The sequence below is a fragment of the Silanimonas sp. genome (genome assembly GCF_027531545.1).
Lineage (GTDB): Bacteria > Pseudomonadota > Gammaproteobacteria > Xanthomonadales > Xanthomonadaceae > Silanimonas.
Genome location: NZ_JAPZSC010000018.1, coordinates 256,953 through 280,087, shown reverse-complemented (window position 1 = coordinate 280,087; position 23,135 = coordinate 256,953). Strand labels below are relative to the sequence as shown.

The following is a 23,135-nucleotide window of genomic DNA, read 5'->3' as shown; positions in this document are numbered from 1 at the left end:
GCCACGTCCCACACGGCCCTAGCGCGGGTGCGGCGGCCCCGTCATCGGGGCCTCCATGCAACCCCGGGTTCGGGCATCGAACGGGCAGGGAACGTAGCGCCCACGAATCGCTTCCATCGTCCCGTCGGCGATCATTCCGGTGATGACGTCATCGAGAGCGGCCACAAAGGCCTCATCGACGCGCACTCGACTGAACGCGAAGTGCGAGGGCTTCGCCCCCTGCAATCGGATACTGCGCAACGTCATGCTCCTCGGCACAAGGTCCGGACCTTCGATCAGTCCGGTCACTTCATCGACAAGAAGCCCGTCGATTTGCCCAGCAGCCAGCAAGCGCCAGCCGGTGCGGCGATCAGTCAACACACGCAGCCGGGCGCGAAAGTCCGGGTCCCTTTGCAAGAGCGCGTACTCACCGCGGTACGCGACACCCGCGACGACGCCAATCACCAGGGAGGTCCCCTCGATGTCCGACAGGGCAGTGACGCGCGTGGATGCCGCCGAGCGATCCGTCAGGAACAGGGCATTGGGGGAGAAGTTGATGGGCTGGGAGAAGCGAGCGTAGGAACCCCGATCGGCGATCTTCAGTGCGCCGGTAACGATGTCCAACTCGCCCTTCTGCAAGGCCAGCAGACCCCGTGCCCAGGAAATCTCGACGAAGCGCACCTCGCAGTCCATCCGCCGGAGGGCCTCCGTGATCAGGTCCGCGTAGTAGCCGCCAAGGCGTCCATCGTCGAAACGCACGCCGTAGGGCGGGTGGTTCGCCCAGCGGACCGTCTTGGTGCAGGCGACTGCAGGCAGCGGTGCCGCGAGGATGGCGATCGCGGCCGCAGCAACCAACAGTCCTTTGGCGAAACCCGCTCGACGACCCACTGGCGACCACCCCCATCTCGACAACGGTGCGCCAAACAGCGCGTCAGAACAGCTCGATCTCGCCTTCCGACATGTTGTTCTGCGTTACCGGCTTGTGGGGCTGGCGCTCCCACTCGCCGCGGAACTCCTTGATGCGCGACGACAGGCGGCGAAGGGCGGCCAGCAGCTCCTGCTCGTTGCCCTCGCCCGCCTTGTTCAGCAGTTCCTGCATGCCCATCGCTTCGCGGTTGATCGCGGCGAGGCGCTCCATGTGGGTCAGGGCCGAGCCCATCGCCTGGGTGGCGATGTCTTCGAACTGCAGCGAGCGCACGGCGTCGCCGACGTGCTGTTCCATCGCCGAGTTCGCGCTCTGGATCTCGCGCATGCCGTCGCTCAGCGTGCGCTGGATCTGGTCGACCTGGCGCAGCATGTTGGCCGACTCATCCTTCGCACCGCGCGAGCGGTCGAGGTCGCGGCTGGCCATGGTGCTGACCGTCTCGCGCACCTTGTGGATGGCTTCCTTCGAGTTGTAGGCCAGCTTGCGGATCTGTTCGTTGAAGGCCGTGCTGCGCTCGGAGAGGTTGCGCACCTCGTCGGCCACCACGGCGAAGCCGCGGCCCGCCTCGCCGGCACGCGCCGCTTCAATCGCGGCATTGAGCGCGAGCAGGTTGGTCTGGTCGGCGATCGACTTCACGTCCTCAAGCAGGGCGAAGATGCCGTCGAGATGCTGGGCCATGAGGTCGATCTGGTTGACCGTGGCGGAACTCTGGCCGCTCACCTCTTCCAGCGCCTCGACGAGGCCGCTCATCTGCGACGCCGCCTGATGGGCGAAGCGCTGCACGTCGACGCCGCCGCCATCGCTGCGGTCGACGATGCGGGACACGGCGCCCGCCTGCTCCTTCGAGCGGCGCATCATCGCGTCGAAGCTGATGCCGAGCTTGGCCACCGCTTCGCGGATCAGTTCACGTGTGCGGTTCACTTCGCCGCGCGTGCCTTCGATCTCGTTGGAGACGAAGCTGCGCAGGTCGCCGAGCAGGGCGCGCTCCTCGGCGATCATTCGCGTCGCGTTCTTGCTGCGGCCACCGGTGGCGGCGAGCACGCCGACGCCAACGCCCCACGCGAGGGTGGTGACCAGAAGCAGGGCCCATTCGATCGCCGGCGCGACCCCCATGGCTTTCGCCACCATGAGGATCAGGGACAGGACGAGCGGCGCGGCAGTGAATTTCAGCAGGCGCTGGATCATGGCGGATTCCTTCAATCTCCCCGCTGGTATCGGCGCTTGCGGGGTGTTCTTTAGAGTCCTCCTGAAGCCAGGAGGGGGCCTTCCACCCCCTGCAAGTCCCGTGCCTCAGGCGTTCCGCGCCAGCTCCAGCAGGCGTCCAGCGACCTTGTCCAGCGGCAACACTTCGTCGGCGGCACCCAGCCGGAAGGCCGTGCCCGGCATGCCCCAGACCACGCTGGTGGCCTCGTCCTGCACCAGGGTGCGGATGCCGGCCTGGCGCAGCGTCAACAATTCGCGGCTGCCGTCGTCGCCCATGCCGGTGAGGAGGGCGGCCACGCAGTTGGTCCCGGCCGCCTTCAGCACCGAGCTGAACATCACGCCCACCGAGGGCTTGTGGCGGTTCACCGGTTCGGTGTCGATCACGCGGCAGCGCCAGCGTGCGCCGTCGCGCACCACTTCGAGGTGCTTGCCGCCGGGCGCGACGTACGCGTGGCCGGCGAGGATCGGCGCACCGTCCTCGGCCTGCATCACGACCATCGCCGAATGCTTGTTCAAGCGCTCGGCGAAGGGCCGGCTGAACTCGGCCGGGATGTGCTGGGTGATGACCGTGGCCGGCGCGTCGGCCGGCATCATTTCAAGCACGACGCGCAACGCCTCGGTACCGCCCGCGGAGGCGCCGATGGCGATCAGCTTGTCGGTGGTGCGGAAGGCCATGGCCGTCGCCGGAGCGTGCGACACGGGCTTGTCCACCGGCCGCGCGGGAAGGCTGATGATCTTGGCCTTCGCCGCCATCTTCACCTTCTCGCAGAGGATCGGCCCGTAGGCCGTCAGCCCCTTCGCCACGTCGAGCTTGGGCTTGGTGACGAAATCGATGGCGCCGAGCTCCAGCGCCTTCAGCGTGACGTCGGCACCGGCCTCGGTGAGGCTCGAGACCATCACCACCGGCAGCGGGTGCAAGCGCATCAGGTTGGCGAGGAATTGCAGGCCGTCCATGCGCGGCATTTCGACGTCGAGCGTCAGCACGTCGGGCTTCAGTTGCTTGATCTTGTCGCGCGCGATGATCGGGTCCGGCGCCGCGCCGATGACTTCGATCTCGGGATCCTTCGACAGGATCTCGGTGAGCAGCTGCCGCACGAGGGCGGAGTCGTCGATGATCAGGACCTTGATGGGCATCAGAACAGCTCCACGGAGCCAGCGATCGGCGACTGCCGCAACCGCTCCTTGTAGGCGACTTCCTCGGCGGCCACGGCGTCGTCGTGCGCGTGCGGCAACAACTTCACCATGGCCTTTCCGGTCGTCGGGAAATAACAGATCTTGCGGGGGTGGATGCCGCCGAGGTCCTTGGCGACGACATTGATCTTCTCGTCGCGAAGGAACTCGGAGACGAACTGGGCGTTGCGCGTGCCGACCGGAGTCGACGTGAAACTCTTCAGCACGTTGCCGCCGCCGAACACCTTGCATTCGAAGCGCTCGCGGCGGGCGCCGGCCTTGATGAGCTCGTTGATCAGCAGTTCCATCGCGTGCAGGCCGTAGCGGGCGGGCGCGCCGTCGCTGGTGTCGCCGTCGGGCAGCATGAAGTGGTTGATACCACCGAGATGCGTGAACGGGTCGCGGATGCAGGCGGCCACGCAGCTGCCGAGCACCGTCATCAATCCGACCGGCTGGTCGGTGACGAAGAACTCGGCGGGAAGGATCTTGATGACATCGGCACCGAGCTGCGCGTCCTTGTAGACCAGGGGCGAGGCACGCGAGCGTGCCGAGGCCTCTGGATCAAGCGCGCGGGCGGCGCGGATCTTCACCTGTCGGCCCCGCCGGCGGCCGACGCACGGCGATAGAGCGAGCGGCCGCAGGCGGCGACGATGTCGCTAGCGTGCATGTAGTTCTCGGAGTGCCCGGTGTAGAGCAGGCTCTCGGCACCCATCTTCAGGACGATCTTCGACAGGATCTCGCGCTGCATCGGCTTGTCGAAGTAGATCATCACGTTGCGGCAGAACACCGCGGCGAACGCCGGGCTGCGCGGATAGCTCGCGTCCAAGAGGTTGAGCGTCTGGAACTCGACGAGTTCGCGCAGGGCGGGCTTCACCCGCACGAGGCCGTCGTTGCCGCCGGTGCCGCGCAGGAAGAACTTCTTCTTGCGCTCCTCGGACAGGCCAGCGATTCGCTCGAAGGGGTAGACGCCGCGCGAGCCGGTCTCGAGCACCTGGGTGTCGACGTCGGTGGCCCAGAGCCGCACCGGCGGCTTCAGCGTGCCCCAGACCTCGCAAGCGGTGATCAGGATCGAGTACGGCTCCTCGCCGGTGGAGGCGGCGCAGCACCAGAGATCGACGTGGCCGCCTTTCGCCTTCAGCTTGCCGAGCTGCTCGGCGAGAATCTCGAAGTGGTGGCCTTCGCGGAAGAAGCTGGTGAGGTTGGTGGTCAGCGCGTTGGTGAACTGCTGCCACTCCTCGTCGTCCTGCGGTTGCCGCTGCAGGTGGGCGAGGTACTCCTCGAAGCTCGACAGGCCGAGCGTGCGCAACCGGCGCGTCAGCCGGCTGTAGACCATGTCGCGCTTGCTGTCGGTGAGCGCGATGCCCACCCGCTTGCGGATCAGGTCACAGACGACCTTGAAGTCGCGGTCGGTGTACTCGAAGTCCCTGGGCCCCGTCCCGATGGCAGCCATGGGTCAGGCCTCGCCATCGCCCGCGAGCCGGAAGCGCGCGACCAGTTGCACCAGCGTGGCCGCCTGGTCCTCCATGGAATGCGCGGCGGCCGTGGCCTCCTCGACGAGCGCGGCGTTCTGCTGCGTGGCCTCGTCGATGTGCGTGATGGTCTGGTTGACCTGTTCGATGCCCTGGCTCTGCTCGATCGACGCCGCCGAGATCTCGCCGATCAGGTCGGTGACGCGCCGCACCGAGCCGACCACTTCGTGCATGGTCTGCCCGGCCTGGCCGGCCAGCTTGGCGCCGGTGCCGATGCGGGCGTTCGATTCCTCGATGATGCCGCGGATCTGCTTGCTGGCGTCCGCGGTGCGCTGCGCGAGGCTGCGCACTTCGGAGGCGACCACCGCGAAGCCGCGGCCCGCTTCGCCGGCCCGCGCGGCTTCCACCGCCGCGTTGATGGCGAGGATGTTGGTCTGGAAGGCGATGCTGTTGATGGTGCCGATGATGTCGCCGATCTTCTTCGAGCTGGCCTGAATCTGCGCCATGGTCTTCACCACGTCATCGACCAGCTTGCCGCCGTCGACGGCCACCTGGGCGGCACCGCCGGAGAGCGTCGTCGCCTGCTTCGCCGACTCGGCGTTCTGCTTGACCGTCGCGGTGAGCTCCTCCATCGACGAGGCGGTTTCCTCGAGGCTGGCGGCCTGCTGCTCGGTGCGGCTGGAGAGGTCCTGGTTGCCGGCGGCGATCTCGCTCGAAGCCGTGGTGATCGACTCGGCCGCGTCGCGAATGGCGGCGATGACCTCGGAAAGACGCTCGGCGCTGCTGTTGGCGTCATCGCGCATCTGCGCGAACACGCCACGCAGCTCGGCGGTGGAGCGTTGCGCGAGGTCGCCTTCCGCCAGCGCGGCCAGCACGACCTGCACTTCGGCCACGCCGGCGCGAGTCGCGCCCAGCAGCTCGTTGATCGAAGCCGCGAGGTCGCGCAGGAAGCCCTGCTTGCCTTCCAGCGACAGCGCGCCGGAAAGATCGCCGGCTGCGGCCGCGGAGACGATCGACTGCACCTCGCGCTGGGTGGCCAGCTCGGCGGTGCGCTCGGTCCAGGTCACGACGCTGCCGCGGTAGCTGCCGTCGTCGTCGAACCACGGGCTCAGCTCGAGCAGGAAGGTGCGGCCGCCGTAGGAACGCTCGACCTCGAAGGCCTGCACCGGCGGCGTGGCCATCGGGTACAGGGTGCCGAAATGGAAGCCGACCATCGCCTCGGCGCTGAAACCCTTCGCCACGCTGGCGATGGCGGCCTCGGCATCGGTGAACAGCGTGCGCATCGCGCGGTTGGCGTAGCTGATCACATGGTCGCGGTCGGTCATCATCACCGCGCTGGACGCGGCGTCGAGGGCGTTCGCGATCGCCGAGGTCTCGTCGGCGAGGCGCTTCACCTCGGCCGCGGCGCGACGCTCCACTTCTTGGCGCTCGCGCAGCTTGTTGATCATGTCGCTGAGCGCGCGGTTCAGCGCACCGATCTCGGCGCGCGCTTCCGCGTCGGGCTGCGCGTCGAGGTCGCCGGCGGCGACGGCGTTGGCGAAACCGACCGCGCGGTTCAACGGCTGCGCCACCAGCAGGCGGGACAACCACACGACCGCCGCGCCGATCACGACGGCGCCGATCAGCGAGAACAGCAGGATGCGCCGGCCGAGGGCGCGGGCCTGCGCTTGTACGGCCTTCTCCGGCACCTGCGCCATCAGGCGCCAGCCGAAGGGCTCGAAGGTACGCAAGGCCACGAGATGCGCCTCGTCGACCGCGGGCTGGGTCGGTTCGGCCCACACCGGCAGGTCGGCGACATGGCTGCCGTCCGGGTTCTCCAGCGCCGCCGCGATGCTGGCGGCGGCCGGATCGGCTTCCTCGCCACTCAACGCGGTGTCGTAGAGCATCGGATGGACGACGAAGCGCGAGTCGCCATCGCGGGTCTGCACGACCACGAGGCGGCCGCCGTCACCGAGGTCGAGCTCGGCCAGCTTTTCGTTGAGCGCGGTCAGCGCGGCCTCGTAGCCGATGCCCACCATGACCGCACCGACGACGCCACCATCGTCGTCCGTCGTGCCGCTGGCGGAGAAGATCGGCTCGTAATGCGTGATGTAGTCGATGCCGTAAAGGCGCTCCGCCGAGGTGAGCGGTTCACCGGCCATCAGCTTCGCGTAGGCCGGATGCTCCCGCGCCATGCTCGTGCCGAGCGGGCGGCTGCCCATGTCGTCCAGCAGCGAGGAGGTGATCTGCTTGAAGTCTTCGCCATCGAGCACGAAGACCACGGCGGCGGCCTCGGTATTCGTCGTGAAGTCGTCGACCAGCACGGTGTCGCCGTTGATCAGGCGATCGTCCATGCGAAGGGCCGGGGCGTCGCCTTCACCGGCCGGGATGCGTTCGTCGGGGCTGCGGACGATGATCGTCTGCGGCAGCGTGCCGAGGAAGGCGCCGTACATGCGCAGTGCGTCCTCGTCGAGGCCTTGGCGGTAGACCTCGAGGGTGGCCATCACCGCGTCGGTGGAGGCGGCCAAGCCCTGCTCCGCTTTATCGTTCAGCGCCGAGGCGCTGCTGCGCGAGACGATCTGCGCGATCAGTCCGAGGATCAGCACGACGACGATGGCGGCGACGATGCTCAGCCGCCCACCCACGCTCCACTCGCGGCCATCGCTGGTGCGGAACATCGCGACGCTGCGGCTCGCCGCCACGCCCACCATGCGCACCGGGGGCAGCGCTCGGAAGCGCCCCCAGGCCGCGCTGACCGGCCCGGTCAACTTCGCGAGGGCGGGATGGCGGAACACGCCGCCGATGCCCGATCCGATGCGCCGCAGGAGGCCGAGAGCCCGCTGCGCCACGTGCTTCAGCCCCTGCTGCGCCATGCGGTTCCCCTCGGGTGCTGGATCAGGCGGCCACCGGCGTGGCGCCGGTGATGTCGGCACTCAGGATCAGGGCCTCGATGTCGAGCAGGATCAACATGCGCTCGCCGACGGTTGCGATGCCGGAGATGTAGCGCGTGTCGATGATCCCGCCGAACTCCGGCGTGGGGCGGATGTCGACCGGTTCGACGCGGACGACGTCGGAGACGCCGTCGACGACCGCGGCGATCACCTTGCCCTTGAGGTTGAGCACGATCATCACGGTGAATTCGTCGTAGGTCGCGCTGCCGAGCTTGAACTTCAGCCGCAGGTCGACCACCGGCACGATGACGCCGCGCAGGTTGATCACGCCCTTGATGTACTCGGGCGCCTCGGGGACGCGGGTGACGGTGTCGTAGCCCCGGATCTCCTGCACCGAGAGGATGTCGACGCCGTACTCCTCCGGCCCGAGCTTGAAGGCGAGGAACTCGTGCGAGACGTCGTTGCTGGTCGTGCTCATGGGCGGAACCCTCGGGAAGACGTGGAGATCATGCGTCGTCGCGGAACGACGATCCGTGCGCTGCGGCCGATTCCTCGCGCAGCGTGAAGCGGGTGGTGAGCTCGGCCAGGGCGGCGGCCTGGTCGGCCATCGACTTGGCGGCGGCGGTGGCTTCCTCCACCAGTGCGGCGTTTTGCTGCGTCGCGGATTCCATTTGCGTGATGGTCTGGCTGACCTGGCCGATGCCGGTGGCCTGCTCGACCGAGGCTTCGGCGATGAGTTGCATCAGGCCGTTGACCCGGCGGATCGCCGCCTCGGTGTCCTGCATCGTGCGGCCGGCGGAGTTGACCACCGTCGAACCCTCGCCGACGCGCTGGTTCGACTGCTGGATCAGCATCTTGATCTCGCGGGCCGAGGCGGCGGAACGCTGCGCCAACGCGCGGACTTCAGACGCCACCACGGCGAAGCCGCGGCCCTGCTCGCCGGCGCGCGCGGCTTCCACCGCGGCGTTCAGCGCCAGGATATTGGTCTGGAAGGCGATGCCGTCGATGGTGGTGATGATGCTCTCGATCTGGCGCGCGCCATCGGCGATGCCCTGCATCGACTGCACGACCTGCTCGATCTCCTTCGCGCCGCGCCCCGAGATGCCAGCCGCCTGGGCCGCCACTTCGCGACCGCTGCGGGCCGAATCGGCGTTCTCGCGCACGCTGGCGGTGAGCTCCTCGACCGAGGCCGCGGTTTCCTCGAGGTTCGCCGCCTGCTGTTCGGTGCGGACGGAGAGGTCCTGGTTGCCCGCCGCGATCTCGCTCGACGCGGTGTGGATCTGCTCGACAGCGACCTTGATCTGGGAGAGCACATCCTCGAGCGCATCGGCGGTGGCGTTGGCGTCGTCGCGCATCTGCGCGAACACGCCGTGCAACGCCGCGTTGGAGCGCACGGTCAGATCGCCCTCGGCCAGCGCCGCCAACACGGCCTGCACTTCACTGACGCCGGTAGCGGTCGCATCGAGCAGGCGATTCAGGGCCGTGCCCAGCTGCAGGAAGAAGCCGTGCTTGCCGGTGAGCCGGATGCGGCCATCGAGGCGGCCCTCCGAAGCGGCACCCACCAGCGCGTTGACTTCGAGCTCGGTGCGCACCTCCTCGGTGCGGTCGGTCCAGTCGGCGACGAGGCCGGCGAAGCGCCCTTCGTCATCACGCAGCGGCGCCAGCGCCAGCTGCACGTGGAACTCGCCGAACCGCAGTGCCGCGACGCTCACGCCGCCGTTGGCATCGGTGGCCTGGCGGGCCTCCGGGTGGACCGCGAAGAGCGATTGCCCGACGGGCACGGCGGGGCTGAAGCCGGTCACGCTGGCTTCGATGGCCGGAGCCATGTCGCGCAGGGAGGACTGGGCGGCATCGTTCGCGTAGACGATCGTGCCGGAGGCGTCGGCGATCATCACGCCGGCCGCCGCGCCATCGAGGGCGCTGCGGACGCGCTGGTTCACGGCGGCGACGCGACGCTCCTCGGCGATGCGCGCGCCGAGATCGCGCTGCATCTTCCGCAGTGCCGAGGCCACCTGGCCCACTTCGTCCTCGCCCGTGCCGGCGATCGGGTGGTCGAGCTTGCCTTGGGCCAAGGCCGAGACATCGATGACGGTCTGCTCCAGCGGATCACGGACGAGGCGGACGAGGATCAGCCGGGCGAGGAAGGCCAGCGCGAGCGCGCTCAGCAGGCCGATCAGCAGCACGCGGTTGCGGATGCTCTTCACGCCTTCGAACACCGCCGCCTCCGGCGCGGAAACGCCGAGCACGAAGTGCTTCGGGTCCTTGGTGCCGACGCGGAAGGGCATGTACAGCTGCAGGGAATCGCCGCCCACCGCGGCATCCTCGGCACTGATCAGCAGCGTCTCGCCCTTGGCCGCCGCCGCGAGGATGTCGTCCATGCGCGGATGGACCGCGGGCTTGCCCAGTTGGTCGGCCTCCGGGCCAGCCATCAGCATGCCGGACGGCGAGTAGAGGCGAAGCACACCCGTACCGTAGGGGCGGACCTTGGCGAGCTCGGCCTGCAGGCCGGCCAGCGTCACGTCGGCACCGGCCACGCCGCGGAACTCGCCATCCTTGAAGATCGGCACCATCAGGCTGGTCATCAGCACTTCGACGCCGCTGACCTCGTAGGGATAGGGCTCGAACATCGTCTCGCCACCGAGGTCACGCGCCGAGGCGTAGTAGTCCTCCGCACCGATGTCCTCGGTGTCGCCGCCGGGTTCTGCCGTCACCGAGCCATCGTCGTTGCGGACCCAGTAGACGGTGAAGCGGCCGATCGTCGGGATCGCCAGTGCTTCGTTGCCGATATAGTCGGCATCACGCCCATCGAAGGCGTCGCGCTCGAACTCCGCCCAGTACCCGAGTGCCGTCGTGTCGCGGCGGGTGTAGCGGCCGGCCATGTCGTTGATCAGCTCGCGGCTGGGGCGCTCGCGGGCCATTTCGGCTTCGGTGGCATCCGCCAGGCCGCGCACTTGCGCGAGGGTGTTCTCCATCGCAAGGCGCACGCGGTAGGCCTGGGACTCCGCCAGCGAATGCAGCTCGCTTTCCGCGCTTTCGGTCTGGACCTGGCTGGCCTTGCCATTGATCAACCACGCCGCGACACCGAAGGCGACGATGGCGAGGCCGCCGATGCCGAGAGTGGTGCGTACCGCAATGGATCGCATCTGCTACTCCATTGGACGTTGACGGACGAGGATCAGGCCGCCTTGCTGCTGGTATTCACACGGCCGCGCACGAGGCCGGGGACGTCGAGGATCAGGGCGACGCGACCGTCGCCGAGGATCGTCGCGCCGGAAATGCCGTCGATGCGGCGGTAGTTGGTCTCGAGGCTCTTCACCACGACCTGCTGCTGGCCGATCAAGGCATCGACTTCGATCGCGAGCTTCTGGCCGTCGCCCTCGACGATGACGGTGATCTCGGGCTTGTCGGCGCCACCCATGCCGAAGTGGTTGCCGAGGTGGACCATCGGCAGGTATTCGCCGCGCACCTTGAGCACGCGCCCTTCGGCGTTGACGGTGCGGACGTTCTCGCCGGCCGGCTTCATCGACTCGATGACATAGCCCAGCGGCAGCACGAACACCTCGTTGCCGACGCCCACGGTCATGCCGTCGAGGATCGCGAGGGTCAGCGGCAGCTTGATCGTGACCTTGGTGCCCTTGCCGGTGAAGCTCTCAAGCACGGTCTCGCCGCCGAGGCTCTGGATGTTCCGGCGCACCACGTCCATGCCGACGCCGCGACCCGAGAGGTCGGTGACGGCATCGGCGGTGGAGAAGCCCGGCGCGAAGATCAGGTTCCAGACATCGGCATCGGTGGGATTGTCCGCGATCGGGATGCCCTTCTCGCGAGCCTTCGCCAGGATGCGATCGCGGTTGAGGCCCTTACCGTCGTCGCTGACCTCGATGATGATGTTGCCGCCCTGGTGGGAGGCCGCCAGCGTGATGGTGCCCACCGGGTCCTTGCCCGCCTTGATGCGGTCCTCGGTGGTCTCGAGGCCATGGTCGATGGCGTTGCGCACGAGGTGCACCATCGGGTCGCTGATCTTCTCGATCAGGCCCTTGTCGAGCTCGGTGCTCTCGCCGAAGGTCTTGAGGTTCACCTGCTTGCCAAGGCGACCGGCGAGGTCGCGGACGAGGCGCGGGAAGCGCTTGAACACGGCATCGACCGGCAGCATGCGCACGCTGATGACGGCTTCCTGCAGGTCGCGCGTGTTGCGCTCCAGCGTCTCCAGCCCGGCGAGCAGGCGCTCGGCCAGCGGGCCTTCGACGCCGGTGCCCACCTGCTTCAGCATGGCCTGCGTGATCACCAGTTCGCCGACGAGGTTGATCAGCATGTCGACCTTGCTGGCCTGCACGCGGATCGAAGCGTCCTCGTTCGCGCCACCGCCGGCCGGCGCGCCGCCACCGGCCGCGGCCATGGGGATCGCGCCCGCAGCGGGAGCGGCCGGGGCCTCGGCAGCCACGGGCGCAGGCGCCGGTGCGGGAGCAGGCTCCGCCGCGGCGGGCGCCGCGGGCGCGGCACCACCGTCGCCATTGATGGAGAGGTCGCACTCGTCCTCCACCCAGGAGAACGCGTCGCGGATGACCGCTTCCGACGCCGAGCCCGGGAGGGTCAGCGTCCACTTGAGGTAGCTCTGGGTCGGATCGAGATCGCCGAAGGCCGGCAGCCCGGAGAGATCACAGTCGACCTTCATCTCGCCGAGTTCGGCCAGCTCGCGGATGATCCGCAGCGGGTCGTTGCCGCTCATGAACATCGAGGGCTTCGGCGCGAAGGCGATGACGAACTGGTCGGGCGCCTTGGGCTTTGGCGCCGCAGCGGCGGGCTTGGCACCGCCACCGACGGCGATCGTCGCCTTGCCGGTGAGCACGCCATTGAGCTGGGCGACGATGCCGGCGCCGTCGTCGGCCGGCGGCACGCCCTGCTCGGCGGCCTTGAGCAGGCCACGCAGCACGTCGACGGAAGCCAGCAGCGCGTCCATCGCATCGGTGGTCAGCGGGCGCTTTCCAGCACGCAGCTCGTCGAGCAGCGTTTCCAGCACGTGGGTGAGTTCGGCGACCTTGGTGAAGCCGAAGGTGGCGGAACCGCCCTTGATCGAATGCGCTGCGCGGAACACGGCGTTGATGGTGTCCGCACTGCCGCGGCCGCCTTCGAGGTCGAGCAGGCCGGCCTCCATGACTTCGAGGCCTTCGCGGCTCTCCTCGAAGAAGGTGGCGTGGAATCGCTTGAGATCGTTGCTCATCGAAGAATCCCGGAGTGCCAACCGCGAAACATGGGGAGCGCGCCGACGGGTCGCCGGCGGCGCTGTCAGCCGAGCACTTTCTTGACCGTCGCGACCAGCTGGTCGGGGTTGAACGGCTTCACCAGCCAGCCCGTGGCGCCGGCAGCCTTGCCTTCCGCCTTCTTGTCGGCGCCGGCTTCGGTCGTGAGCATCAGCATCGGGGTGAACTTGTAGTCCGGCAGTTCGCGCAGGTGCTTGATGAGCGTGATGCCGTCCATGTTCGGCATGTTCACGTCGGTCACGACCGCGTTGAACTTCGCCCCCTTGGCCTTGCCCAGCGCGACGACGCCGTCCTCCGCCTCGGTCACGGTGAACCCGGCACCCGTCAGGGTGAAGGCGACCATTTGTCGCATCGAAGCCGAGTCGTCGACGACCAGGATGTGCGCAGTCATGGGGCAGTCCTCATTGATTCAATGGAGTTCAGGCGAGGCCGAGTTCGGAGGCCAGACCGAGGGAAACCGCGGCGTCGCGCACGGCGGCGGCGCACGGCGCGATGCGCGTCGTGCGGCCGGATTGGCGACGGGTTCGGACGAAAGCGGCGAGGACCTGGATGGAGGCGCTGTGGACGCGTCCGGCTTCGCCCGCGGCGAGCACCACCTCATCGGCGGTGTCGAGATGCGCGGCCAGCGCAGCCTTGAGGCCTTCGCTGGCTTCGATACCCCATTCGGGACTCAACGCTACGGTCGGCATGCTTCCCCTCGACGTCCAGGACGATCCATGGAACACCCCCCGCCTCGTTGCAGTGGGCGACGAGGTTGCGTTCAGCCTAGCAGCCCCACCGCGTCGAGGAGTATCACAGGTTGTGAATTCAATCGTGTCACACCGCGCAGCATCGCGCTGCCCGGGGCGGCCAAGGTGTTCTCGGCCGGCTCGACCTGGCCGTCCGCGATGGCGTGGACGTCTAGGACAGCGCTGACCTTGAGCGCGAGGCAGTCGCCATTCTGCTCCAGCACGACATAGCGGGTCTGTGCGGATTCCTCCACTTCTTCAAGCCCGAGCCAGACCCCGAGGTCGAGGACCGGGACGACGACGCCCCGGAGGTTCATGACCCCGAGGATGGCGGCATCGGTGTCGCGCATCGGCAGGACGCCGACGGGTAGCAGCACCTCCTGCACCTTCAGCAGCTCGACGCCGTAGTCCTGGCCGTGCACGCGCATGCGCAGCCAGCGCGAGCTGCGCCGGCTGGCGCGACGCTCCTGGCCCCGCCAGTCGTCGCCCTCGTCGGCGGCGCCGGGTCGGGCCTCGGCGGGCTCCTCGGCCTCGGGGCGTTGTGCAGGCGCCGCGCTGGCGCGGGCCGCCGCCACGGCGACGCTGGCGGCCGAAGCGACGGCCCCGGGCGGCTTGCCGCCATGCAGGGTGTCGAGCAGGGCTTCGAATTCATCCTCGGTGATCTCGTCGCCGCCGGCGGCGGGCTTGGCGGGCGTCGCCGCGGCCGGCACCGGGGCTGGCGTCACCGCACCGGGCGGGGCACCCCCGTGCAGCGCGTCGAGCAGGGCTTCGAACTCGTCTTCGCTGATCTCGTCGGGGTTGGCCGGGGCCTTGGGCGCGGGCGCCGGCGCGAGGGGAGCCGGCGTCACCGCGCCGGGCGGTGCATCGCCGTGCAGCGCGTCGAGCAGCGCTTCGAACTCGTCTTCGCTGATTTCGTCGGGATTGGCCGGCGGCGGGGTAGACACGGTCACGACGGGCTCCGGGGCGACGGCAGGCGTGGAGGCGGGGACTTCGGCAACAGGCGGCGGTGCTGCAACGGGCTCGGGCGGCGCAGGCACCGGTGCCGCGGCAGGCGCGGGTGCGGCGGGCGCGGGCTCACCGGCCATGGTCCCGGCGGCGGCGGCACCCAGAAGCTGGGAGAGGTAGTCATCGACGAGGCCACCGCTCATGCCGGCTGCTCCAGCGGCTGGGGCGCCTCGCGCAGCAGCCAGGCCAGCGCGCGCTGGTAGGCATCGAAGCCACGGCTCTGCGTGACCTCGTGCGACAGCTCGGCGTGGGTGAGCTCGGCGGCGTCGCGAAGGCGGGTGTCGAGCGGCACGGCCTGCACCCAGGTGCGGTCGGGGTGCTGCTCGCGCAGGAGGTCGAGGGTTTCGGTGCAGGCGCGGGTGCGGCGGTCGAACAGCGTGGGCAGGATGCGCGCCGGCAAGGGGCGCTTGCGCGAGCGTTCGATCATGGTGGCCGTCTTCAACATGCCCTCCATGCCATGCACGCCGAGCGGCTCGGTCTGGGTGGGCACGACCAGCTGGTCGGCCGCGGCCAGCGCGTTGACCATCAGCAGGCCGAGGGTCGGCGGGCAATCCAGCAACGCGTAGTCGTAGTCGGCGGCCGCGGCGGCGAGGCCCTGGCCGAGGGCAAGGCCGAGGCCCGGCGCGGTGGCCGAGCGACGCTCCAGCGTGGCCATGCCGGCTTGGGCGGGGAGCAGGCGCAGGTTGGCGATGGGCGTGGCGCGCGACACCTCGGCGACGGCCTTCGGCGGCGATTCGAACAGGTCGAGCGTGCCGGGCGGCGGCGGTTCGGAAGGAACACCGAAGGCCCGCGTCAGCGAGGCGTGCGGGTCGAGGTCGGCCAGCAGCACGCGCTGCCCGCGGGCGGCCAGCAGCCGTCCGAGCAGCAACGTCGTCGTGGTCTTGCCCACGCCGCCTTTCTGGTTGGCGATCGCCCACACCTGCATCAGGGAACATCCTCGGAAAGCGACTGCGGCACCGACACCGGGGCCGGCGGACGCGCGGCTTCGGTCGGCGTCGCCGCACCGGTTTCAACGGCCGGCGGCGGCGAAACTTGATTCGACGGCCTCGCGGCGGCGGCGCGCGGCGTGCCTGGCGAGGTGGCCAGGATCACCAGCATCACCCGGCGGTTGGTCGAGCGTCCGGCCGGCGTGGCGTTGTCGGCGACCGGCCGCTTGTCGCCGAAGCCGATTGCCGCCATCCGCCGCGGATCGACGCCGCGGCCCTCGAGCAGGCGGATCACGCTGGCCGCGCGGGCGCCCGACAGCTCCCAGTTGGAGGGGAACAGGGCGCTGGCGATGGGCTGGTTGTCGGTGTGGCCTTCGACGCGGAGCTCGTTCGGCAACTCGCGCAGCACGGTGGCGAGCTGGTCGATGGCCTCGCGGGCCGGCGTGGAGAGCGCCGCCGAGCCGCTGGCGAACAGGACGTCGCTGCGGATGTTCACCTCCAACCACAGGCCCTCGCGGGTGACGGTGACCTGGTCGGACATGATCATCGGCCCGAGCGCGCGCTCGACCTGCCGCTGGATGGCATCGAGCTGCACGTCGGCCTGCGCCTGCTGCTGCTCCAGCTGCATCAATTCGTTCGGGGTGATCGCGGCGTCCGCGCGCACGCGCTCGCTGAGGTTTACGACGCTGGGCGAGCCGGGGTCGTTCTCGAAGGGCTGCGGCGGCGCGATGCTGGAGGCCTCGGTGGGCTGGCCGATCTGGATCGGCGCGATGCTGCGCGGCACGCCGTCGAAGGCGGCGTTGAGCGAATCGGACATCACCCGGTACTTGCCTTCGTTGAGGGTCGAGATGGCGTACATCACGACGAAGAAGGCGAGCAGCAGGGTGACCAGGTCGCCGTAGGGGATGGCCCAGGCTTCGTGGTTGACGTGCTCCTCGTGGCGGGCGTGGCGGGCCATGGCACGGGGGTCAGTGCAGGAATCCGCCGAGACGGGCCTCGATGTTGCGCGGGTTCTCGCCGTGGGCGATCGAGACGAGGCCTTCCAGCACGAGTTCGCGGTCGCCGGCGCGGTGGCGGATGATCGCCTTCAGCTTGTTCGCCGCAGGCAGGAACAGGCAGTTCGCCGAGGCGATGCCGTAGATGGTGGCGGTGAACGCCGCGGCGATGCCGCCGCCGAGCTTGGAGGGGTCGGTGAGGTTCTTCATCACCGCCATCAGGCCGAGCACGGCGCCGACGATGCCCAGCGTCGGCGCGTAGACGCCGGCGGCCTCGAACACCTTCGCGGCCTGCATATCGGCATGCTCCTCGGCGGCGATCTCGATCTCGAGCATGTGGCGGATGCCCTCGGGCTCGACGCCGTCAACGAGCATCTGCAAGCCCTTGGCGACGTACTTGTCGGGCTGGAGCGCGACCTGCGACTCGAGGCCCAGCAGGCCCTGCTTGCGGGCGATGCCGGCCCAGGCGACGACCTGAGCGATCAGCTTCCTGCGGTTGTCCGGCGGCGGCTGGACGATCCAGCGCGCGATCTTCATGGCGCGCTTGACCGTGGGCAGGCCGCTCTGCAGCAGCACCGCGCCGAGCGTGCCGACGATGACGATGAGGAAGGCGGCGAGGTTCCACAGCGCCGACAGCCCCGCGCCCTTGGCGATGCTCCCGCCGACGATGGCGATGAGCGCCAGGACGAGGCCGGCGATGCTCAGGATGTCCATCGATCAGGCCCGCTTGAGCCGGCTGTTGCCGCTGCTGACGCTGCGCTGGATACCGTCGACGTCGAGGATCAGCGCCAGCGAGCCGTCGCCGATCAGGGTGGCGCCGGCATAGCCCGGCAGGCCGCGCACGCGCTTCGGCAGGGCCTTGATGACGACCTCCTCGCGGCCGCGCACCTGGTCGACGACGAGGCCATAGCGGAAATCGCCGGTCTGCAGCACGACGATCACCTCGCCGTTCTCGCAGGGAGGCACGCGCAGCCAAGCCCGCAGCCACACCAGCGGCAGGGTGGTGGAACGCAGGTCGAGCACCGGCTGGCCGTCGACGTAGTCGGGCTTGCGCTTCGGCATCGGCAGCACCTCCACCACGCGGCCCAGCGGCAGCGCGTAGGAGGTGTCGGCCACGCGCACCAGGAGGGTCGGCAGGATGGCCAGCGTCAGCGGCACCTTGATGGTGAAGCGCGAGCCTTGGCCCAGCTCCGACTGGATCTGGATCTGGCCGGAGAGCTCGCGGATCTTGCTCTGCACCACGTCCATGCCGACGCCACGGCCGGAGATGTCGGTGACTTCCACCTTGGTGGAGAAGCCCGGCATGAAGATGAGCTGGAAGCACTCCTCGGCGCCGAGGCGGGCCGCGGCCTCCGGCGCCAGCAGGCCCTTCTCGACGGCCTTGGCACGGAGTTTCTCCGGGTCCATGCCGCCGCCGTCGTCGCGGATCTCGATGGCGACGGCGTCACCTTCCTGGCGCGCGGAGAGGAACACCTGGCCCATCGGGTTCTTGCCCGCGGCTTCGCGGACGGCCGGCCGCTCGACGCCGTGGTCGATGGCGTTGCGGACGAGGTGCACCAGCGGATCGGCCAGCGCTTCGACGAGGTTGCGGTCGAGTTCGGTCTCGGCGCCTTCGAGCGTCAGCTCCACCTGCTTGTCGAGCTGGCGGGCGACGTCGCGGGCCATCTTCGGGAAGCGCTGGAACACGCGGCTGACCGGCTGCATGCGGGTACGCATCACCGAGCCCTGCAGGCGCGCGGTGGCGTGGTCGAGGGCGGTGACCGCGCGGTGCAGGTCCTCGTCCTTGAGCTTGTCGCGCAGCACCTTGAGGCGGTTTCGCGCGAGAACGAGTTCGCCGGTGAGGTTGACGATGGCGTCGAGCCGCTTGGTGTCGACGCGGACGGTCTGTTCGGTGTCGCCGCCGGTCTTGGCCGGGCCGGCCGCCTTGGCGCTGGGCTTGGGCGCGGCCTTGGCTGCCTCGGTCTTGGCCGGCTTGGTGGTGGTCTGGCCGGAGGCCCAGGCCTTGATCGCGGCGATCAGCTCGGGGTCGGCGGGCTCGAGCGGCTGGCCGGCACCGAGGGCCGCCATCTGCGCGGACAGGGTGTCGTGGCAACGCTGGGCGTAGTCGAAGGCGTCGTCGTCGAGCAGGATCTTGCCCTCGCGGGCCTTGTCGAAGGCGTCTTCCAGCGCGTGGCAGAGCTCGACCATCGGCACCAGGCCGAGGAAGCCGGCACCGCCCTTGATGGTGTGGAAACCGCGGAAGACCGCGTTCAGCAGGCCTTTGTCGTCGGCGGCCTGCTCGAGCTGCACGAGCTGTTCGCCGAGGCGCTCGAGGATCTCGCCGGCTTCGACGAGGAAATCGGCGGCAATGTCGGGCGAAACGGCGGACATGGAAGCACTCCCTTAGAGGCCGAGGTCGGACAACAGGTCGTCGGCATCGCTCTGCGAGGTCGGCGGCTTGTCCACCCCTGCAATCGCCGGGCCAGAACCGGCCAGCGGGTCGTCGTCCTTGCGGCGCGCGCCGGGGCCGGTGGGCGGCAGGCCCATCGCGGTGAGCTGGTCGTGCACGCCACGGACGATGCCGGCGACCTTCTTGATGATCTGGCCGGTGAGGTCCTGGTAGCTCTGGGCCAGCGCCATCTCCGAGAGGTTGCTGCGCAGTTCGCGCAGCAGGGCCTCGTGGTCGGCGCTCGGGACCAGCAGCTTCTCCATCAGCTTCTGCGAGTCCTCGACGAGGTCGAGGGTGCGGTTGGTGGCCTGCTCGGTCATCGCCACGACGTGGTCGAGGCGGGCGCAGGCATCGGGCAGCTCGCCCACCGCGGCGTCGATGGCGGGGATCTCGCCGAGCGCTTCGCCGAGGCTCTGGCTCAGCTTGGCGAGCCCCTGCATCAGGGGCTGCTCCTGCCACTGGACGATGGCGCCCAGTTCGGCCTTCAGGCTGGCGTCGTCGGCGTCGCTGATCGCGGCCAGCGCGGCGCGCAGGTGGGCGGTGATTTCCGCGTTGCGCGCCGGGTCGGTCATGCGGCGCTGCCCAGGCGTTCGAAGATCTTGTCGAGCTTCTCCTTCAGCGTGGCGGCGGTGAAGGGCTTGATGATGTAGCCGTTCACCCCGGCCTGCGCGGCCTCGATGATCTGCTCGCGCTTCGATTCGGCCGTGACCATCAACACCGGCAGGGTCTTCAGCTTCTCGTCGGCGCGGATCAGCTTCAGCAGCTCGATGCCGGTGGTGCCGGGCATGTTCCAGTCGGTCACGACGAAGTCGAAACCGCCCTGCTTGAGGATGGTGTAGGCCGCGCCGCCGTCTTCGGCTTCGGCGGTGTTGGTGAAGCCCAGGTCGGCGAGCAGGTTCTTGACGATGCGTCGCATCGTCGAGAAGTCGTCCACGACCAGGATGCGCATGTTCTTGTTCACAGCAGTGCCTCGGATGGAAGGATGCGGAATCGGTGCGGTGGTGCGCCCCTTCGCAGGGGTCGCCCAGCCGTCGGCCGGGCGAGTGTAGTCCGGGCTAGCCGACGTCCTCCGTGTCGTTATCGGCAGAACCGAACTCTCCTAAACGGCTGCGCAGGCGCAGCATGGCCTGGCCGTGGATCTGGCAGACCCGCGATTCCGAGACGCCGAGCACGGCGCCGACCTCGCGGAGGTTCATTTCCTGCTCGTAATAGAGGGAAAGCACGAGCTGTTCGCGTTCGGGCAGCTGGCCGATGGCCGCGGCCAGGGCATGGCGGAACTCGGTGGCCTGCAGGCGACGCTCCGGGGAATAGGCCGCCCCGGCGGCGACGTTCGGCTCGCCGTGGTCGTCGATGTGGGAATCGAGGCTGAGCACCTGGCCGGACACGGCGTCCTCGAGCAGGCGGGCGTACTCCTCCGGGGCGAGGCCGAGGGCCTGGGCGATTTCGGCGCTGGTGGCGGCGCGGCCGGTGGTCTGTTCGATCTGGCGGGTGGCCTCGGCAGCCTCGCGGCTGCGGCGGTGCACCGAGCGCGGGGTCCAGTCGCCCTTGCGGATTTCGTCGATCATCGCGCCGCGGATGCGGATCGAGGCATAGGTCTCGAAGCTGGCGCCCTGGTCGCTGTCGAAGTTCCGGGCGGCCTCGATCAGGCCGAGCATCCCGGCCTGCACGAGGTCATCGACCTCGACGCTGGCGGGCAGGCGGGCGGCGAGATGGTGGGCGATGCGCCGCACGAGGTCGGCATGCCGCTCGACCACCTCGACGGAGGCGCTGCGCTGCACGGCTCGGTACTGGGCGGCGGGAGCAATCATGCGCGGGCACCTCCGGCCTCCAGCATACGCTCGACGAAGAACTCGATATGTCCTCGCGGCGTGGTGGCTCGGGACCAGCGGTGGATGCGGGTGGCGAGTTCGCGGAAAGCGGCCGAGGCCTGGGCCGAGGGGAAGGCCTCGACGACCGGCTTCTGCTTCTGGACGGCGCGGCGCAGGGCGTCGTCCTGCGGGATGGCGCCGAGGTAGGCCAGCGAAGCCTCGGGCAGGAACTTCTCGACCACCCGGGCCAGCTTGTCGTAGAGGGCGCGGCCCTCGACCGGGCTGCGCACCATGTTGGCGATCACGTGCACGCGCTGGATGCCGCGCTCGCGGCACAGCACTTTCACCAGCGCGTAGGCGTCGGTGATCGAGGCGGGTTCATCACAGACCACCACCAGCACTTCCTGCGCGGCCTGGCAGAAAGTCAGCACGGCGTCGTTGATGCCGGCGGCGGTGTCGACGATGAGGGTGTCGAGCGGGCCGTCGAAGGTGGAGACCGCTTGCACGATGCCGGCGTGCTGCTGCGGCGTCATTTCCGCCATGTGCCGCTTGCCGGAGGACGACGGCACGATCTGCAGCCCGCGCGGCCCCGGCAGGATCACGTCGGCCAGCGTGGCGCGGCCGGCGACGACATCGGCGAGGGTCTGTTTCGGTGTGAGGCCGAGCAGCACGTCGACATTGGCGAGGCCGAAATCGGCGTCGAGCAGCATCACCCGCTCGCCGAGCGCGGCCAGCGCCGTGGCGAGGTTCACCGAGACATTGGTCTTGCCCACGCCGCCCTTGCCCGAGGCGACGGTGAGGACACGGACCGGAGCCGGCGCGGCCTCAGGCGGCATCGGCGTCCTCCGCCGGTCGGTCGCCAGCGCGGCGCAGCTCCTCCAGCTTCAGCACGAGGCGGCTGGCCTCGGCGATGCTGAGGTCGTCGGGCACGTTCTGCCCGTCGGTGGTGTAGGCCAGGGGCAGCTTGTGGCGCACCAGCACCGAGAGCGCGGCGCCAAGGCGGCCGGTCTCGTCGAGCTTGGTGAGGATGGCGGCCTCGGGCGCGACGAACCCGAAGCGACGGATGACTTCATCCAGATCGGCGCTATGGGCGTTCGCGGGCATGACCAGCATCGTCCGCACCTTGCCGGCGTGACGCAACCAGTTCAGCTGCCCGACCATGGCGCGGTCGCGCTGGCCGTGGCCGGCGGTGTCGACCAGCACCAGCGGGTAGTCGCGCAGGCGGTGCAGGGCCTCGTGGAGGGCCTCCTCGCTGCCGGCTTCGACCACGGTGAGGCCGAACTGGCGGCCGTAGGCGTGCAGCTGCTCGCGGCCGCCGGGGCGCTGGGTGTCGGTGGTGATCAGGGCGACGTCGCGCGGGCCGTGCTCGGCCGCATAGCGGGCGGCCAGCTTGGCCAGCGTCGTGGTCTTGCCGGCGCCGGTCGGGCCGACCAGCGCCACCACGCCGGGCGTGCGCAGCGGATCGAAGCTGGCGACCGGCAGCAGGTGGGCCAGCTGGCCCAGCATCAGGCCGCGGGCGCGGGCGGGGTCGGCCTCGACCGGAATCTTGGCGGCGACCTCGCGGGCCAGCGCATCCTCGCAGCCGTAGCTGGCCAGCGCATCGAGGGCGAGGGCGCGCGCCGGACTGCCGCGCAGGCGCTCGCCGGTCATGCGCTGCATCTCGCGCTCCATCATCTCGCGCATCTCCACCAGTTCGGCGCGGACCTGCAGCAGGCTCGGGTCCTCGTCCCAGGGCGAGATGCGCACGGCGCGCGGCGCCGAGCGACGGGCCACGGCTTCGGCTTCACGGTGGGTGGCGCGGGCCTGGGCATCGAGCGAGGCCGCCGTCGGGGCCACGGTGGGCTCGGGGTCCATGAACGCGGCGGCGGGCGCGCGCGGCGCCGGAGCCGGGGCGGGGCGGACGGGCTCCGAAGACGGCATCTCGGACGACGCCGAGCGGGCGATGCGCTCCTTGGCCTCGGCGAGGAAGGCGGAAAAATCGGCGCGCTTGCCAGCGACCGGCGCTGGGGCGGCGGCGGATGCGGCCGACTTGGCGGCGATGGCTCGGACCAGCGCTTCAGGGATCAAGGCGGGGCGCTCGTCCACCACCGGCGGCGCAGCGGCGCGGAGGGCACCGGCGAGCTGCGCCGGCAGGCTGATGTCGGCCTCGCGGGACTGGTCGAGCGCCGTGGCGGGCTTCTGCGGCAGCAGGGACTTCAACGCATCCTGCGCCAACTGCTCGTCGTAGTCCGTGGCCGCCACCACTTCGATCCCGCCCGGCACCGGGCGGTTCGAGAGGATGACCGCGTCGGCCCCCTGCTCTTCGCGGACCATGCGCAGCACCGTCCTCATGTCCGGGGCAACGAAGCGCTTGATCTTCATGGTGGCTCTCTCC

21 protein-coding genes are annotated in these 23,135 nt (G+C 69.5%); all 21 read right to left on the bottom strand.

What is annotated here, in order from left to right; all coding sequences use genetic code 11:
- Positions 1-18 precede the first annotated feature (18 nt).
- Positions 19-834, bottom strand: a complete 816-nt coding sequence (locus O9280_RS12520; protein WP_298343170.1) for a transporter substrate-binding domain-containing protein — start codon at positions 832-834, stop codon at positions 19-21.
- A 76-nt stretch (positions 835-910) separates the two neighbouring features.
- Complete coding sequence (locus tag O9280_RS12515; protein ID WP_298343360.1) at positions 911-2,032, bottom strand: methyl-accepting chemotaxis protein; 1,122 nt, start codon at positions 2,030-2,032, stop codon at positions 911-913.
- A gap of 162 nt (positions 2,033-2,194) precedes the next feature.
- Positions 2,195-3,241, bottom strand: coding sequence for a chemotaxis response regulator protein-glutamate methylesterase (locus O9280_RS12510; RefSeq protein WP_298343167.1), 1,047 nt, complete (start codon positions 3,239-3,241; stop codon positions 2,195-2,197).
- Positions 3,241-3,861 carry a chemoreceptor glutamine deamidase CheD gene (gene cheD / locus O9280_RS12505; RefSeq protein ID WP_298343357.1) on the bottom strand — a complete coding sequence of 207 codons (621 nt, stop codon included), beginning with the start codon at positions 3,859-3,861 and terminating at the stop codon, positions 3,241-3,243. Before cheD ends, O9280_RS12510 begins: the two co-directional genes overlap by 1 nt.
- 2 nt (positions 3,862-3,863) lie before the next feature.
- On the bottom strand, positions 3,864-4,727 hold the full coding sequence (locus O9280_RS12500) for a CheR family methyltransferase (protein WP_298343164.1): 864 nt from the start codon (positions 4,725-4,727) through the stop codon (positions 3,864-3,866).
- Positions 4,728-4,730: 3 nt separating this feature from the next.
- Positions 4,731-7,598 (bottom strand): methyl-accepting chemotaxis protein, encoded by a 2,868-nt coding sequence (locus tag O9280_RS12495; protein WP_298343161.1) that lies wholly within the window; start codon positions 7,596-7,598, stop codon positions 4,731-4,733.
- Between the two features lie 22 nt (positions 7,599-7,620).
- Positions 7,621-8,094 (bottom strand): chemotaxis protein CheW, encoded by a 474-nt coding sequence (locus O9280_RS12490; RefSeq protein WP_298343157.1) that lies wholly within the window; start codon positions 8,092-8,094, stop codon positions 7,621-7,623.
- A 28-nt stretch (positions 8,095-8,122) separates the two neighbouring features.
- The gene (locus O9280_RS12485) at positions 8,123-10,759 is read right to left on the bottom strand and encodes a methyl-accepting chemotaxis protein (protein WP_298343154.1); all 2,637 of its coding nucleotides are present in this window, start codon (positions 10,757-10,759) and stop codon (positions 8,123-8,125) included.
- 32 nt (positions 10,760-10,791) lie between these two features.
- A complete protein-coding gene (locus O9280_RS12480; RefSeq protein WP_298343151.1) occupies positions 10,792-12,831 on the bottom strand; it encodes a chemotaxis protein CheA in 2,040 nt (679 codons plus the stop codon).
- 65 nt (positions 12,832-12,896) lie between these two features.
- Complete coding sequence (locus O9280_RS12475) at positions 12,897-13,262, bottom strand: response regulator (protein WP_297865639.1); 366 nt, start codon at positions 13,260-13,262, stop codon at positions 12,897-12,899.
- Positions 13,263-13,290: 28 nt separating this feature from the next.
- The gene (locus tag O9280_RS12470) at positions 13,291-13,560 is read right to left on the bottom strand and encodes an STAS domain-containing protein (protein ID WP_298343147.1); all 270 of its coding nucleotides are present in this window, start codon (positions 13,558-13,560) and stop codon (positions 13,291-13,293) included.
- Positions 13,561-13,631: 71 nt separating this feature from the next.
- Positions 13,632-14,747 (bottom strand): chemotaxis protein CheW, encoded by a 1,116-nt coding sequence (locus O9280_RS12465; RefSeq protein ID WP_298343144.1) that lies wholly within the window; start codon positions 14,745-14,747, stop codon positions 13,632-13,634.
- Positions 14,744-15,529, bottom strand: a complete 786-nt coding sequence (locus O9280_RS12460; protein ID WP_298343141.1) for a ParA family protein — start codon at positions 15,527-15,529, stop codon at positions 14,744-14,746. Before O9280_RS12460 ends, O9280_RS12465 begins: the two co-directional genes overlap by 4 nt.
- Positions 15,529-16,488: a flagellar motor protein MotD gene (gene motD, locus O9280_RS12455; RefSeq protein ID WP_298343138.1), complete on the bottom strand. Its 960-nt coding sequence runs from the start codon at positions 16,486-16,488 to the stop codon at positions 15,529-15,531. Before motD ends, O9280_RS12460 begins: the two co-directional genes overlap by 1 nt.
- A 10-nt stretch (positions 16,489-16,498) precedes the next feature.
- Positions 16,499-17,239: a flagellar motor protein gene (locus tag O9280_RS12450; protein ID WP_298343135.1), complete on the bottom strand. Its 741-nt coding sequence runs from the start codon at positions 17,237-17,239 to the stop codon at positions 16,499-16,501.
- 3 nt (positions 17,240-17,242) lie between these two features.
- A complete protein-coding gene (locus O9280_RS12445) occupies positions 17,243-18,895 on the bottom strand; it encodes a chemotaxis protein CheA (protein WP_298343133.1) in 1,653 nt (550 codons plus the stop codon).
- 12 nt (positions 18,896-18,907) lie between these two features.
- The gene (locus O9280_RS12440) at positions 18,908-19,525 is read right to left on the bottom strand and encodes a protein phosphatase CheZ (RefSeq protein ID WP_298343131.1); all 618 of its coding nucleotides are present in this window, start codon (positions 19,523-19,525) and stop codon (positions 18,908-18,910) included.
- Entirely contained in the window at positions 19,522-19,914 is a 393-nt protein-coding gene (gene cheY, locus O9280_RS12435; protein WP_297865631.1) for a chemotaxis response regulator CheY, read from the bottom strand. Before cheY ends, O9280_RS12440 begins: the two co-directional genes overlap by 4 nt.
- Positions 19,915-20,008: 94 nt before the next feature.
- On the bottom strand, positions 20,009-20,761 hold the full coding sequence (locus O9280_RS12430) for an RNA polymerase sigma factor FliA (RefSeq protein ID WP_298343128.1): 753 nt from the start codon (positions 20,759-20,761) through the stop codon (positions 20,009-20,011).
- Positions 20,758-21,597: a MinD/ParA family protein gene (locus O9280_RS12425; RefSeq protein WP_343228756.1), complete on the bottom strand. Its 840-nt coding sequence runs from the start codon at positions 21,595-21,597 to the stop codon at positions 20,758-20,760. The genes O9280_RS12430 and O9280_RS12425 overlap by 4 nt, the downstream gene beginning before the upstream one ends.
- A complete protein-coding gene (flhF, locus tag O9280_RS12420; RefSeq protein WP_298343126.1) occupies positions 21,587-23,122 on the bottom strand; it encodes a flagellar biosynthesis protein FlhF in 1,536 nt (511 codons plus the stop codon). The genes O9280_RS12425 and flhF overlap by 11 nt, the downstream gene beginning before the upstream one ends.
- Between the last annotated feature and the right edge of the window lie 13 nt (positions 23,123-23,135).